Source organism: Bradyrhizobium sp. 62, from assembly GCF_023073035.1.
GTDB lineage: Bacteria > Pseudomonadota > Alphaproteobacteria > Rhizobiales > Xanthobacteraceae > Bradyrhizobium.
This window is the reverse complement of record NZ_JADPIT010000014.1, coordinates 124,848-138,838: the sequence shown is the minus strand read 5'-3', so window position 1 is coordinate 138,838 and position 13,991 is coordinate 124,848. Positions and strand designations below refer to the sequence as shown.

The window sequence follows — 13,991 nt, the reverse complement described above, 5'->3', positions numbered from 1 at the left end:
GCCCGCCGATGATGGGCTCCGGAGGCTACGGCGGCGGTGGCGGCGGCGGATCGCTGGCGGTCGATTTCGGCATCCTCGAGTTCACGTGGCGCAGCATCGTGATGCTGATCGGCATGTGCTTCATCATCCCGGTGCCGTGGGTGTTCGTCTGGTACACGAAATGGATCGTGTCCTGCGTGAAGGTCCCCGGGCGGCCCAATCTCAGCTTCACCGGGAATGCGATGGCGCTGGTGCCCTGGTATTTCGGCTTCATCGTTCTGGCGATCGTGATCGGGTTGATCGGTGTCCCCTTGCTGAGCAATTTGCTGTTCATCGCCCAGATCGCTCTCTACTGGCTCCTGATCAAATGGATGGTCGCGAACCTCGCCTCCAACGGGCAGCCGCTCGGCCTGAGCTTCACCGGCACGGTCTGGGCCTATGTCGGCTGGAGCCTGCTGTTCGCGATCTCCATCATCACCATCATCGGCTGGGCCTGGGTCGCCGCGGCTCAGATGCGCTGGTTCTGCCGCAGCATCGAAGGCACGCGGCGCGAGATCGTCTTCAACGGCAGCGGTCTCGGGATTCTGTGGCGGGGCATCGTGGCCGCATTCCTGTGCGGCTTCATCATCCCGATCCCGTGGGTGTATCGCTGGATCATGAACTGGTTCGCGTCGGAGACCGTCCTGGCTCCGCGGGGATCGCTCCGGGTCTGACCGCGAGAGGCATAAGCGCGATCGATCGTGCTTATGCCTCCTAGGCTCTCCGCTCGCGCACCGAGCCTTCCTGCGCGACGGAAGCCACCAGCGTGCCGTCGGGCTTGAAGATCGAACCACGGGTCAAGCCGCGGCCGCTTCGGGCGCTCGGCGAATCCTGTGCGTAGAGCAGCCATTCGTCGGCGCGGAACGGGCGGTGAAACCACATCGCGTGGTCGAGGCTCGCCGGCATCATGCGCTTGTCGAACAGGGTACGGCCGTAGCGCGCCATGATCGCATCGAGCAGCGAGAAGTCGGACGCGTAGGCCAGCGCGCACATGTGCAGCGCCGGATCGTCCGGCAGCGTCGCTGCGGTCTTGATCCAGACATGGATGCGGCCGTCCTCGATCCTGTCACCGAAATAACGGCCGAGCTCGACCGGGCGCAGCTCGATCGGACGGTCGGACTCATAGTAGCGGCGGATGAACTCCGGCATCTCCTTGAATATCGGCTGCTTCGCCACCTCCTCCGCCGTCAGCTTTTCCGGCGGCGGCACGTCGGGCATCTTGTCCTGGTGATCGAACGCGCTCTCTTCCTCGGCATGGAACGACACCATGATCGAGAAGATCGCGTTGCCGTGCTGGATCGCGGTGACGCGCCGCGTCGAGTAGCTCTTGCCGTCGCGCAGACGCTCGACCTGGTAGATGATCGGAATCTGCGGATCGCCCGGCAGGATGAAATAGCAATGCAGCGAATGCGGCAGCCGGCCCTCGACGGTGCGGCACGCCGCAACCATCGCCTGCCCGATCACCTGGCCGCCGAATACCCGTTGCCAGCTGGTCTTCGGACTGTTGCCGCGGAACAGGTTCACCTCGAGCTGTTCGAGGTCGAGGATCGAGATGAGGTCGATCAGGCTCTTGGACATGGAATTCAGCTTTCGCCTTGCCGCCCCGGCTTCGCTGCTCCGGAATGACACAATGGGGGCGTTCCGCCCTTGTTTCACCGCACTGTTTCGCCCACCTCAAGTCTGGTAGCAAGACCAAGAAAACGCGAAAGACTTAGCCGGGAATTGGGTATGTCGGTACAGGGTAGCATTGTCATTGGTGGCGGCGCGTTTGCGGGCCTGGCGCTAGCCCTGGCGCTGCGCCAGGGGCTCGGCCCCGAGATTCCCGTCATCGTCGCCGACCCCGCGCTCGGGACACGTCCCAGCCGCGACCCGCGCGCCACCGCGATCGTGGCGGCCTGCCGCCGCCTGTTCGAGGCAATCGGCGCCTGGGACGACGTCAGGGGCGAGGCGCAGCCGATCCTCGACATGGTCGTCACCGATTCCAAGCTGGAAGACGCCACCCGCCCGGCGTTCCTCAACTTTGCCGGCGATGTCGCGCCGGGCGAGCCCTTCGCGCATATGGTCGAGAACCGGCGCCTGATCGATGCGCTGGTGGTGCGCGCCGAGGCCGAGGGCATCGATCTCCGCGCGACCACCGTGTCGTCTTACGACGCGCGGGCCGAAGGTATCGACGTGACGCTCGGCGACGGCAGCGTGATTGCAGCGAGCCTCCTGGTCGCGGCCGACGGTGCGAAGTCGAAACTGCGCGAGCGCGCCGGCATCGCCACCCATGGCTGGGAATACGATCAATCCGGCATCGTCGTCACCGTCGGGCATGAGCGCGATCACGAGGGACGTGCCGAAGAGCATTTTCTGCCGGCGGGGCCGTTCGCGATCCTGCCGCTTTCGGGCAAGCGCTCCTCGCTGGTATGGACCGAGCGCCGCAGCGAAGCCGCGCGTATCGTCGCGTTGAGCGACGAGGAATTTCACGGCGAGCTCGAGCAGCGCTTCGGCCTGCATCTCGGCGAGGTGAAGGCGCTCGACAAGCCGCGCGCGTTTCCGCTGTCCTATTTCGTCGCACGCTCCTTCATTGCCCAGCGCCTCGCTCTGGTCGGCGATTCCGCCCACGTCATCCATCCCATTGCGGGCCAGGGTCTCAATATGGGGCTGAAGGACGTCGCCGCACTGGCCGAGGTCGTCGTGGATGCCGCGCGGCTCGGCATGGATCTCGGCGCCGCCGACGTGCTCGAGCGCTACCAGCGCTGGCGCCGCTTCGACACCATGGCGATGGGCGTTGCCACCAACTCGCTGAACTTCCTGTTCTCCAACCAATCGACGCTGCTGCGCACTGTGCGTGACATCGGCCTCGGCCTGGTCGATCGCGCCCCGCCGCTGAAGAACCTGTTCATCCGCCAGGCCGCGGGTCTGACCGGTGAGATACCGCGGTTGTTGAAGGGCGAGGCGTTGTAGAATTGTCGGTAGCCCGGATTTCGCTGCGCTCCATCCGGGCTACAAGTCTCTCAACGGGCCACAAGTCTCTCAATCGATCTTGCGGGCCTCTTCCGGCAGCATGATCGGGATGCCGTCGCGGATCGGATAGGCGAGCCTGGCGCTGCGCGAGATCAGCTCCTGCTTTGCAGAATCGAACTCCAGCGGACCCTTGGTCAGCGGGCAGACCAGAATCTCCAGCAATTTGGGGTCGACGCTGGCTTCGGGGCGTTCGGTGGGCGCGTTCATGGGGGTCTCCGGCGGTCGGTTGCCTCTAGCATAAAAAATCGTGGCAGCCCATCGCGTCGCCTCAAGCGGAAACCATCCGCAGGATCTCGTCGAGCAGGCCCTCGAGCCGCGCGGCCGGCAATGCCGGGCCCGACAGGGCGAAGCCGAGAAACGTCCAGTACAGGATTTGGGCGCGGGCTCGCGCCGTCGCCGCCTCGAACCCGCGCTTCCTCAGCAACTCCTCGATATAGTCGAGCCTGCGCCGGTCGATGGCACGCACCGCCGATTGTGCCGCTGCATCGAAGGCCGCCCAGTTCCGCACCGCGCGCTCGAGGTCGAGCCGCGCGCCAAAGGTCCTGCGCAGCAGCGCTTTCAGCGGCTCGTCGCTGTCCGTCTCGATATCGGCGATGATCTGCTCGGCCGCGATCTGGCGCCAGCGCTTCAAGAGAGCAGCATGGAACGCGCCGAGATCGGCGAAATGCCAATAGAAGCTGCCGCGCGAGACCCCCATGGCTTTCGCCAGCGGATCGGCCTTCAGCGCGGTGAAGCCGTCTCGCGCGAGCGCCTTCAGGCCCTGTTTGATCCAGTCGTCGGCGGTCAGCTGTTCGGTCATGTCGGGTTCCGGATGCAAACCATACACTAGTGTATTGACAGCCGGCAGGCCAGCGCCTATCTCACCATACAGAGCTGTATGGGCCAGATTTGCAGGGAGCTTTGACGATGCGTGATCTCTTGCTCCAGTGCGCCGGGGTCGTGACCATTGCCGTGGCCCTCGTTCATGGCATTCTCGGCGAGACCAAGGTCTTTGCCCGCGCTCGCATCGAGCCGGAACGGCTCCGCACCCTGATCCGCCTGGTCTGGCAGGCCTCGACCGTCGCCTGGATTGGCGGCGGTGTGCTCCTGATCGCGGCGCCCTGGATGCAATCGGAGTCGGCGCGCCACTGGATCGTCGTCACCATGGCCGGTGTGTTCGGCTTCTCTGCTCTCGCCAACGCATGGGCCACCCGCGGCCGGCATTTTGGATGGATGGCGCTCAGCGCCGTCGTCGTCATGGCGGTCGCCGGCTACTGAGCGACGCGCCGACAAGTCACGGACCGACCGGAGCAGTGTCATGGAAAATCGTGTCCAGCTGACCATCGATAGCGGCGTCGCCCATGTCCGGCTCAACCGCCCGGACAAGATGAATGCGCTAGACCCGACGATGTTCGCGGCGATCATCGAGACCGGTACGCAGCTTGGTGCGCGCAACGACATCCGCGCCGTCGTCCTGTCCGGCGAAGGGCGTGCATTCTGCGCGGGCCTCGACCTCGATCGGCTCGTCGCCACCGCGAACGGCGAAGCGCTGATTCCGTCGATCGACCTGACGCGGCGAACGCATGGCATCGCCAATTATGCCCAGCACCTGGTCTGGCTCTGGCGTGAGTTGCCGGTGCCTGTGATCGCAGCGGTGCATGGCGTCGCCTTCGGCGGCGGTTTCCAGCTCGCGCTCGGTGCAGACCTCCGCTATCTCGCACCCGCAACGAAACTCGCAATCATCGAGACGAAATGGGGCCTCGTGCCCGATATGTGCGGCACGCAATTGATGCGTCACCTTGCGCGCGACGACGTTGTTCGCGAGCTGACCTATACGGGCCGCGTCTTCTCGGCCGAACAGGCGCTTGCGTATGGCTTCGCGACGCAGCTCGCTGAAGATCCTGTCGAGGCCGCGCTGGCAACGGCGCATGAAATTGCCGGCCGCAGCCCCGATGCGATCCGCGCGGCCAAGCGACTGCTCAATCTTTCTGCGGCCTCCGACGTGGCGACGGGGCTTGCGGCGGAGACCGCCGAGCAGGCAGCCCTGCTCGGATCTGCCAACCATTTAGAGGCCGTGGCGAGCAATCTCGACAACCGGACTCCACGATGGAGCATGACGTGAGCGAAAGCTTCGGATTTGATCTGCCAACGCTCGGCGCTGTGAACGCATCCGCGGCGTTCAACCGCCTCGCTGGCTTTGAAGTGGTTGCGGCCGGCAACGGCGAAGCGACCATCCGCATGACATGGCGTGACGACTTCAGCCAATATTCCGGGCATCTGCACGCCGGCCTGATTGCAGCTCTGCTCGACACCGCCTGCGGCTTTGCTGCCGCGACCTTGGCGGGCTCGGTCACCGCGTCTCATTTTTCCATGAACTGCCTCAAACCGGCCATCGGTCGCCTTTTCATCGCCAAGGGAATGACCCTTCGTGCCGGGCGCAGGCAGGCGTTCGCCCGTGCCGAGCTGTTCGCAGCAGATGAGCATGGCGAACTGTCGCTCGTAGCAACGGGCGAGACCGTCCTCATTCCGACCGGCGAGCCGCCGCGCAAGATTGGCAGGGGCTGACATATGCCGGTCACGCTGGTCACCGGAGGCACGGGTCATCTCGGTCGCGATATCGTCGATCGTCTCGTTCAGGACAGGCGACGCGTCCGGGTTTTTGCGCGAACGCCGGGCGCGCGGCCGGATGTGGAATGGGCGAACGGAGACCTCGCGACAGGCGCGGGACTGCGAGAGGCGTTGAGGGAGGTCGACACGGTCATCAATGCGGCGACCTATTCGCCGATCGCGCGGCGTGGCGGCGTTCGCCCGATAGACTTCTACAGGTCGCCCTCTGCCGTGGACGTCGAGGGTACCGAGCGGCTGTTGCAGCTCTGCGGGCGGGCCGGGGTGCAGCACTTCCTTCACGTCTCGATCGTCGGCCTCGACGAGGCGACGTTGCCCTACGCCCGGGTCAAGCTGGCCGGCGAGCGGCTGGTGCGTGCGTCGGCCCTGTCATGGTCCGTGGTTCGCGCAATGCCGTTCTACTATTTGCTCGACAGGTTCCTCTCGGGCCTCGTCTGGCTTCCGCTCTGGCCGGTGCCGACCACGACGTTCGATCCCGTCGACACGTCCGATGTGGCCGCTCATGTCGTGACTTGCGCGTTCGACGGGCTGCGCGGCGAGCGCACGGAGATTGGCGGCCCCGAAGCACTCGATCTCGTTACCTTCGCCCGCCAATATCAGGATGCGAGGAAACTGCATCGAAGGATCCTGCCGATCGGCCTTTCGGATGCGAAGGCGCGGGGCATGGGTTTTGTCGTCAGCTGCGGCGTGAGAGGACGTCTCTCTTGGTCGGATTGGCTGCGCGCAAACCGTGAGACGTAAGGCCGCAGTGTCGTCTCAAATGCGCGCTGCATACGGAGAGCGCTGATCTTTTTCGGATCGTTAGAATAACTCTAAAGCGAGCCGGCCGCGAACCGCATTGACTTCATCATGTGCTTTGCTTCCTTCGGTCCCGCTTCGCCCCAGGGCGTAGCGCCCACGACAGAAGAGGAGACGTTCGTGAAGGTTATTCGTGTTGTTGCCGTTGCATTGACGATCGGGATTGGGATGGGATCGGCCGCCTCGGCCGACGGTTTCAAGGACTGCACCAAGCTCGACAAGGCGTCGTGGAAGCCGGTGAGCGAAGCGGAAGCCAAGGCCAAGGCGCTCGGCTACGAAGTGCGGCGCTCCAAGATCGAAGGCTCGTGCTACGAGGTCTACGGCGTCAAGGAAGGCAAGCTTTACGAGCTGTTCTACAGCCCCGAAGATCTCAGCCTGAAGCACACGATTGCGAAGTAGACCGCGCCAGATGGTCTGCGCGCAAATGGTCTGCGCAAAGTCATGCCTGAGGGTGGTCCTCACTTGATCGAAGAAACGGTGCCGCACGCACGCGGGGAGTCCAACCGGACCCCCGCGGATCGAACCGCTTCGCGGACAGTCGCGGTCTGGGACCTGCCGCTGCGGCTCTGGCACTGGGCGCTCGCGGCTTGCGTTCTGGCGGCGTGGTTCACGCCGACCATCTATGACGGACTTCACCGCATCATCGGTTATACGGTGCTCGGGCTTGTTGCCTTCCGTCTGGTCTGGGGTCTTTGGGGAAGCCGCTATTCGCGCTTCCGCATGGTCGGCGTCAGGCTTCGGGCCGCGCCGAATTATCTCTGGAATCTGCGCCGCGGCATCACGGGCCGCTATATCGGGCTCAATCCCGCCGGCACGTTGATGCTGGTGGCGCTGCTGGTCTCGCTCGCGGTCTCGACGATATCAGGCGCGATGTCGGTGACCGTGACCTTTTTCGGCGTCTGGTGGGTTGAGGACACCCACCACTATTCATCCGACGCGGTTATCGTCCTGGTCGTGCTGCACGTCCTGGGCGTGCTGATGATGGGGCGTCTTCAGCGGGAGAACCTGATCAGCGCGATGATCACCGGACGCAAGCGCATCCGGCATCATTCCTGAGCAGGCGCGCAGGCACCTGTCACTGCAGCGGCGGATCGCCACTGGTGCGCTTCTTCGCGAGGTCCATCTCGGTCACCGCGATCAAAATTTCGGCGCGGGTCTTCAGGTCGGGCGCTTCCAGCATCGCTTGCTTCTCGGCCACGCCATAGGGCGACATCATCGCCAGCGCGTTGACGAGCGCTTCGTTGGGGGCGGTCTCGACGCCCTCCCAGTCGACCTTGAGGTTGTTGGCCTTCAAAAAATCCGCCAGCACCGTCAGCAGTGCCTCGCGATCGACCTCGTCCTCGCCCATGCGCGGCGTGAAGTCGTCGACGAAGGCAAAGAAATCCACCTTGCACTGACGGTAGGCGGTGAGCACTTCGAGCTCCTCGAGCACTTTGAAGCGCGAGACACCCGTGAGCTCGAGGATGTAGCGGCCGTCACCGGATTCGGCGAGTTGGGTGATGCGGCCGACACAGCCGACGCTGAACAGCGAAGGCTTGTCGGAGTTCTTGGCCGAATGCGCGATGTCGGGCTGGATCATGCCGATCAGGCGATGGCCGTCGCGGAAGGCATCGTCGATCATCGCGAGGTAGCGCGGCTCGAAGATGTTGAGCGGCATCTGCCCGCGCGGCAGCAGCAGCGCGCCCGGCAACGGAAACACCGGAAGGATCTCCGGAAGGTCGGCGGGGCCGCGATATTCGATGTTGATCGGCATCTGGTCCCCATTGTCCGCATCAAGTCACGACGCTTAACGCTCCGCCGGCCGTGATGGATCAATCATCGTCAGGAAAACAGGATGATCGACAAGCGCTTGCGTCCCTCGACGGTTGCATCGTCCGTGCCGCCCCAGGCCTCGAAGAACTGCACCAGCTGCTTGCGGGCGCCGTCGTCGTTCCATTTGCGGTCGCGTTTGACGATCGCGAGTAGCTGCTCGGTGGCCGCGGCCCGGTTGCCTTGGGCGTTGAGCGCGATCGCGAGGTCGAATCGGGCCTGATGATCGAGCGGGTTTGCGGCGACTTTCTGTTCCAGCTCGGCGACGGGCCCGAGCTGCTCCGCCTGCTCGGCGAGATCGATCGCGGTCTGCACGGCTTTCACAGCCGGGTCGTTGCGCTTGGATTCCGGGACCATGGCGAGCGTCTGCTTGGCCTGCTCCATCGCACCTGAGACGGCGTAGCATTTCGCGAGCCCGGCCAGGGCTGCGATGTTGGTCGATTCGTGCTGCAGCACTTCCGCGTAGATCTGCGCGGCCGCGGCGGCATCGCCCTCGGCGAGCACGGCCTCGGCCTCCTGGAGGATTTCCGCGACATTCGGCTCACCCGGCGCGGTCACGCCCTTGGTCAGCTTCTCGATGAAGGCGTTGAGCTGGCTCTCCGGGACCGCGCCCATGAAGCCGTCGGCCGGCTGGCCGTTGATGAAGGCGATCACCGCCGGAATCGACTGGATGCCCATCTGGCCCGGGATCGCCGGATGCTGGTCGATGTTCATCTTGACCAGCTTGACCTTGCCCTTGGCGGCCTTGACCGCTTTTTCCAGCAAGGGCGTGAGCTGCTTGCAGGGGCCGCACCACTCCGCCCAGAAGTCGATCAGCACCGGCTGGTGCTTCGATTCCTCGATGACGTCCTTCACGAAGGTCTGGGTGGTCGTGTCCTTGATCAGATCGGCGGCAGCCGGGCCCGCTGCTCCGTTACCCTGGTCGATGATCGTCACGGGATCCCCTCGTCTGATGTCTGGAATTGGCGGCTCTTTAGCACGCCGCCAATTCATATGCTTCGCTGTTGGCCCTAAATTGGGCCGGGACGGCCGAATTTCAATCCATGCGGGCCGATTCGCTGGTTCCGGGGCCTTTTTGGGTCATTTGGCCGCGTTCGGGTCCATATCCGGCCTCCGATTGCAAATCTATGCCGCCGGTAGCTGTTGCATTCCCCTCCCGCTTTTGGCATACGACAGCCGTTGCCGGCGCAGTCATGCGACCGACACAGGATGCGGGTGTAGCTCAGTGGTAGAGCACGACCTTGCCAAGGTCGGGGTCGAGGGTTCGAGCCCCTTCGCCCGCTCCAATTTTTCCCAAAGCATCCAGCCGGACCGGACGGGCACGTGGTTTTCCACGCCGCTGGCGGCTGTATTGGGTCACGAATGACGATTCTGGTTACCGGCAGCGCGGGCCATCTTGGCGAGGCCCTTCTCCGCACGCTCCGCGGGCGCGGTTCGCCTGCGCGGGGCATCGACCTGAAGGCGTCGCCCTTCACCGACGCCGTCGGTTCGATCGTCGATCCCGATTTCGTGCGGGGCCAGATGGACGGTGTCACCGCCGTGATCCACACCGCGACGCTGCACAAGCCGCATGTGGCGACCCACAGCAAGCAAGCCTTCATCGACACCAACGTCACCGGCACGCTCAACCTGCTTGAAGCAGCCATGGCCGCCGGCGTGCGCAGTTTTGTCTTCACCAGCACCACCAGCGCGTTCGGCTCGCAGCTCCGCTCCGACGCGGGCCAAGCCGCGGTGTGGGTCACCGAGGATCTGCCCCCGATCCCGAAGAACATCTACGGCACGACCAAGCTGATGGCCGAAACTCTCTGCGAGCTGTTCTGTCGCGAGCGCGGCCTGCCCGTCGTGGTCTTGAGGACCTCGCGCTTCTTCCCGGAAGTCGATGACGATCCGGCGATGCGGTCGGCTTACGCGCCGGAGAACGCGCAGGCCAACGAGCTGCTCTATCGCCGGCTGGATATCGCGGACGCGGTGAACGCCCATCTCCTCGCCGCCGAGCGCGCGCCGGACATCGGGTTTGCCCGCTACATCCTGTCGGCCACGAGCCCGTTCGAGCAACGCCAACTCGCGGCGCTGGCACGTGACGCGGCCGATGTCGTGCGCGAGCTCTATCCGGAGTGTGCGGAGCTCTTTGCTGCGCGCGGCTGGCGGCTATTCCCCGCGATCGACCGCGTCTATGTCAATGAGCGTGCGCGGCGCGAACTGGGCTGGCGGCCCGAATTCGACTTCGCGCATGTCCTGAAATGTCTTCGCGATCACCGCGATTTTCGCAGCACGCTCGCGCGCGATGTCGGCGCGAAAGGCTATCATGAGACGATTTTCGACGATGGTCCCTACCCCGTCGCCCCTTAGCCGCCATCTTCGCGAATTCGCTCGACGCGTCAAATGTCTACCCGGCGTCACCGGCAGCAAGGCGGCCAGAGCATTTCTACTGTGCATGGGGTTGTTTTCGCGTTTTTTTGTTCCGGACCTCCTGCTGCCTGCAAATTAGCCGCGCGTGATCTTGATTCCGCGCTGCAGCGAGAGCGGTGTCGTCGCGGCATTCGCCATCATTGACTTTACGTCTCAATTTTTACTGAGCGCTATCGCGGCGCACGCGGCGCGCTTCTCACCGCTCGCAGATGTGCTAACCTTCTGCGTCTGTCCTCTCGACAGAGTCCGAACTTCGCCTCTCGACAGCAAAATAAAATAAATGTGCAGCCCTGACGGCTGCCTTAGGGGAGTGACGCGATGAAATTCCATCGATCCGTCTTTCAATCCGGCTTTCAATCCGTCCTGGCGCTTGCAGCGGTTGCCCTTCTCGCGGGGACAAGCGTCGGTCACGCGCAGCAGCAGGACAAGAACAAGCCGCTGAAGAAATACGAATCCGGCACCAAGGAGTTCTGGACCCATCCGCCGGACGACTGGTTCCTCGGCGACGAGACCGAGGCGCAGAAGGGCCTGGCGCCGCCGTCCGGTCCGCCGACCGGCGCGTCCGATTCCGAGCTCGCCAACATCGTCAAGAAGGTCAAGCTGCCACCGGGATTCAGGATGGAGGTCTACGCCTCCGGTGTGCTGGCCGCGCGGCAGATGGCCTGGGGTGACAAGGGCACGCTGTTCGTCGGTTCGTTCGGCCTCGGCAACGTCTACGCCATCAAGGACAACAACGGAAAGAAAGAGGTCAAGACCATCCTCAAGGGGCTGAACATGCCCACGGGTCTGGCCGTCAAGGACGGTGCGCTCTACGTCATCGCGGTCGACAAGCTGATCCGCTACGACGACATCGAAAACAAGCTCGACAATCCCGGCGAGGGCAAGGTCGTCTATGACGACATGCCGTCCTATGCCGCGCATGGCTGGAAGTACATCGCGGTCGACAAGGAAGGCTGGTTCTACATTCCGTTCGGACCACCCTTCAACATCGGCGTGCCCCCGACCAGCGTGTCGCAGATCCGCCGCGTCGATCCCAAGACCGGCAATGCGGAAATCTACGCGCTCGGCGTTCGCAACTCGGTCGGCGGCGACGTCGATCCGCGCACCGGCAAGTTCTGGTTCACCGAGAACGCCCGCGACTGGATCAGCGACGATCTGCCCTCAGACAAGCTGAACATGATCAGCAAGATCGGCGAGCACTTCGGCTATCCCTACTGCCACCAGGGTGACCTGCCGGATACCAAGTTCGCGATGGGCCACAAATGCTCCGAGTTCACGCCGCCCGTGCTGAACCTCGGCGCTCACGTCGCTCCGCTCGGCATGAAGTTCTATACAGGCGACCAATTCCCGGCCGAGTACAAGAACAACATCCTGATCGCCGAGCACGGCTCCTGGAATCGTCACAAGTACCAGGGCGGCCGCATCATGCGCGTGATCGTCGGTCCCGACGGCAAGAACGCCAAGCAGGAGGTGTTCGCCTCCGGCTGGATCGAGGGCGACCAGGGCTATCTCGGCCGTCCCGACGATATCATCCTCGCCAAGGACGGCTCGATCCTCGTCGCCGACGATTGGGCCGGCGCGATCTACCGCATCAGCTACAGCAAGAAGTAACCTAAGACGACACAAGGCTGCGGTGCCGAGGGGCGCCGCAGCCTTTCTCATTTCAATTTCGCACGCTGTCGTTCCTGCTTACGTAGAAGTCCGGAACCCATAGTGACGAACGGGGGTTATCGAACTCCGGGCACGCGCTTCGCCGCCCCGGAATGAGCGTTCGACAGATCGGAAATTCCAATCATGCGCCGGCAGTTCATCTCGCACGCAATCAGCGCGGTTGCGCTTCTCGCGCTCGGTTCTCTCCCGACAAGCGCCGCGGACAATGCCGCGATCAAGGAGAAGGCCGCCGTCTGCGCCGGTTGTCACGGTGAGAATGGCATCTCGCAGACCGAGAACATTCCTTCGCTCGCCGGCCAACCCGATCAGTTCCTGCAATGGCAGCTGGTGTTTTTCCGCGCCGGCTCGCGCAAGAACGACCAGATGCAGCCCATTGCCGAGGAAATCACCAACGAGGACGTCCGCAATCTCGGCGCCTATTTCGCCGCGCTGACGCCGCCGACAGCGGCGGAGGACAAGGATCCGGACCTGTCGAAAAAGGGCGCCCAGGTCGCCGTCGGCCGCCGCTGCGCCTCATGTCATACGGATAGCTTTGCCGGCACCAAGGCCGTTGCGCGGCTCGCGGGCCAGCGCGAGGAATACCTCGTCAAGGCGCTGCACGACTACAAGAGCAGCCAGCGCGTCGGCGGTGGAGGCGCTGCGATGGCCGATGTCGCCTATCACATGAGTGATGAGGAAATCACCGCCGTCTCGCACTATCTCGCGTATTTCAAATAGCTGAAGCTGCGGTTAGCTAGCTCGCTGCTTCTCATACGCCTTCAAATGCGTGTAGGCGATGCGCAGCTTCGGGACTGGCACCTTGGCGGCGTCGGCGCGCGCGATGAGGTCGCCGATGACGTGATCGGCTTCGACCGGCAGGCCGGCCTTGACGTCACGGAACATCGAGGCCGTCATCGGCGAGCCCTCGGTGGTGAGGTTGCCCTTCACGCGCTCGAAGAACGGCCCGCCCGGCGTGTAGCCAGACGCGGCGGCGATCGCGCTGGTCTCGTCCAGCATGCCGAGCAGGAAATCCCTGCCGCCGGGAGCGGCGAGGATGTTGCCGACAGAGGTACGCATCAGGCTGGTGGACGCCGCCAGCGAGGAGAGGAACACCCACTTCTCCCACATGTCCTGCATGATGTTCTGGCTGGCCGTTGCACCATTGATGCCGCTCTTGAAGGCCTCGTCGATCGCCTTGACCCGATCCGACAGCTTGCCATCGCGCTCGCCGTAATTGATCGACTGCATCGGCTGGAGCTGCACCACCTCGCGCTTCTCGTCGAGCGTTGCGGCGATGGCGCAGAGGCCACCGAGCACGCGCTCCTTGCCGAACTTGTCGTCGAGGATGTCGAGATGCTTCATGCCGTTGAGCATCGGGATGATCGCCGTATTCGGCCCGACTGCTGCCGCGAACGACTTGATTGCGTCGTCGAGGTCGAAGGCCTTGCAGCTGAGCAGCACGACGTCGAACTTGTCCTTGAGCGCGTCGGCCTGAACGGTCGGCGGATTTTTCAAGGTCACGTCGCCGTTCGGGCTCTTGATGACGAGGCCGGCGCTCGCGAGCTCGCTGGCGCGCCGCTGCCGGACCAGGAAGGTGACGTCGCGGCCGGCCTGCAACAGCCTGCCACCAAAATAGCCGCCGATGGCGCCAGCGCCGACCACGAGGATACGCATGGGATCGTCCTTATTGTTTC

At 64.0% G+C, this 13,991-nt stretch carries 17 protein-coding genes and 1 tRNA gene; 12 read left to right on the top strand and 6 right to left on the bottom strand.

Annotated elements, in window-relative coordinates:
• The coding region (locus tag IVB47_RS09190) for a hypothetical protein (protein ID WP_247461157.1) at window positions 1-692 on the top strand (692 nt) is incomplete at its 5' end.
• Window positions 693-732: 40 nt separating this feature from the next.
• On the opposite strand, the gene tesB is transcribed toward IVB47_RS09190, so the two are convergent.
• The gene (gene tesB / locus IVB47_RS09185) at window positions 733-1,596 is read right to left on the bottom strand and encodes an acyl-CoA thioesterase II (protein ID WP_247461155.1); all 864 of its coding nucleotides are present in this window, start codon (window positions 1,594-1,596) and stop codon (window positions 733-735) included.
• 150 nt (window positions 1,597-1,746) lie between these two features.
• On the opposite strand from tesB, the gene IVB47_RS09180 reads away from it, so the two are divergent.
• Window positions 1,747-2,967 (top strand): ubiquinone biosynthesis hydroxylase, encoded by a 1,221-nt coding sequence (locus IVB47_RS09180; protein WP_027566274.1) that lies wholly within the window; start codon window positions 1,747-1,749, stop codon window positions 2,965-2,967.
• Window positions 2,968-3,036: 69 nt separating this feature from the next.
• Here IVB47_RS09180 and IVB47_RS09175 read toward each other — a convergent pair whose 3' ends face one another.
• Together IVB47_RS09175 and IVB47_RS09170 are read right to left on the bottom strand one after the other, a co-directional pair.
• Window positions 3,037-3,234, bottom strand: coding sequence for a Trm112 family protein (locus IVB47_RS09175; RefSeq protein ID WP_027514851.1), 198 nt, complete (start codon window positions 3,232-3,234; stop codon window positions 3,037-3,039).
• A gap of 61 nt (window positions 3,235-3,295) precedes the next feature.
• Window positions 3,296-3,826, bottom strand: a complete 531-nt coding sequence (locus IVB47_RS09170) for a TetR/AcrR family transcriptional regulator (RefSeq protein ID WP_247429700.1) — start codon at window positions 3,824-3,826, stop codon at window positions 3,296-3,298.
• A gap of 107 nt (window positions 3,827-3,933) precedes the next feature.
• On the opposite strand from IVB47_RS09170, the gene IVB47_RS09165 reads away from it, so the two are divergent.
• The 6 genes from IVB47_RS09165 (at window position 3,934) to IVB47_RS09140 (ending at window position 7,485) form a co-directional block, all read left to right on the top strand.
• Entirely contained in the window at window positions 3,934-4,284 is a 351-nt protein-coding gene (locus IVB47_RS09165) for a hypothetical protein (RefSeq protein WP_027566276.1), read from the top strand.
• 40 nt (window positions 4,285-4,324) lie between these two features.
• Window positions 4,325-5,128: a crotonase/enoyl-CoA hydratase family protein gene (locus IVB47_RS09160; RefSeq protein WP_247461153.1), complete on the top strand. Its 804-nt coding sequence runs from the start codon at window positions 4,325-4,327 to the stop codon at window positions 5,126-5,128.
• Complete coding sequence (locus IVB47_RS09155) at window positions 5,125-5,571, top strand: PaaI family thioesterase (protein ID WP_247461150.1); 447 nt, start codon at window positions 5,125-5,127, stop codon at window positions 5,569-5,571. Before IVB47_RS09160 ends, IVB47_RS09155 begins: the two co-directional genes overlap by 4 nt.
• Window positions 5,572-5,574: 3 nt before the next feature.
• Window positions 5,575-6,372, top strand: a complete 798-nt coding sequence (locus IVB47_RS09150) for an NAD(P)H-binding protein (RefSeq protein ID WP_247461148.1) — start codon at window positions 5,575-5,577, stop codon at window positions 6,370-6,372.
• 177 nt (window positions 6,373-6,549) lie between these two features.
• Window positions 6,550-6,828, top strand: a complete 279-nt coding sequence (locus tag IVB47_RS09145; protein WP_247461146.1) for a PepSY domain-containing protein — start codon at window positions 6,550-6,552, stop codon at window positions 6,826-6,828.
• Between the two features lie 63 nt (window positions 6,829-6,891).
• Window positions 6,892-7,485, top strand: coding sequence for a cytochrome b/b6 domain-containing protein (locus IVB47_RS09140; RefSeq protein WP_247285007.1), 594 nt, complete (start codon window positions 6,892-6,894; stop codon window positions 7,483-7,485).
• A 19-nt stretch (window positions 7,486-7,504) separates the two neighbouring features.
• On the opposite strand, the gene IVB47_RS09135 is transcribed toward IVB47_RS09140, so the two are convergent.
• Window positions 7,505-8,182 carry an LON peptidase substrate-binding domain-containing protein gene (locus tag IVB47_RS09135; protein WP_027514858.1) on the bottom strand — a complete coding sequence of 226 codons (678 nt, stop codon included), beginning with the start codon at window positions 8,180-8,182 and terminating at the stop codon, window positions 7,505-7,507.
• 68 nt (window positions 8,183-8,250) lie between these two features.
• Window positions 8,251-9,174 (bottom strand): thioredoxin, encoded by a 924-nt coding sequence (gene trxA / locus IVB47_RS09130; RefSeq protein WP_247461144.1) that lies wholly within the window; start codon window positions 9,172-9,174, stop codon window positions 8,251-8,253.
• Window positions 9,175-9,449: 275 nt separating this feature from the next.
• Here trxA and IVB47_RS09125 point away from each other — a divergent pair.
• The 4 genes from IVB47_RS09125 to IVB47_RS09110 all read left to right on the top strand — a co-directional run bounded on the left by IVB47_RS09125 (window position 9,450) and on the right by IVB47_RS09110 (window position 13,035).
• A tRNA-Gly gene (locus IVB47_RS09125) sits at window positions 9,450-9,524 on the top strand.
• A 76-nt stretch (window positions 9,525-9,600) separates the two neighbouring features.
• Complete coding sequence (locus IVB47_RS09120) at window positions 9,601-10,587, top strand: NAD(P)-dependent oxidoreductase (RefSeq protein WP_247461142.1); 987 nt, start codon at window positions 9,601-9,603, stop codon at window positions 10,585-10,587.
• Between the two features lie 378 nt (window positions 10,588-10,965).
• Window positions 10,966-12,258: a PQQ-dependent sugar dehydrogenase gene (locus tag IVB47_RS09115; RefSeq protein WP_247461140.1), complete on the top strand. Its 1,293-nt coding sequence runs from the start codon at window positions 10,966-10,968 to the stop codon at window positions 12,256-12,258.
• 183 nt (window positions 12,259-12,441) lie between these two features.
• Window positions 12,442-13,035, top strand: coding sequence for a c-type cytochrome (locus IVB47_RS09110; RefSeq protein WP_211394972.1), 594 nt, complete (start codon window positions 12,442-12,444; stop codon window positions 13,033-13,035).
• A gap of 12 nt (window positions 13,036-13,047) precedes the next feature.
• Here the strand turns inward: IVB47_RS09110 and panE are convergent, their stop codons facing one another.
• Entirely contained in the window at window positions 13,048-13,971 is a 924-nt protein-coding gene (panE, locus tag IVB47_RS09105) for a 2-dehydropantoate 2-reductase (protein WP_247461137.1), read from the bottom strand.
• Window positions 13,972-13,991 lie beyond the last annotated feature (20 nt).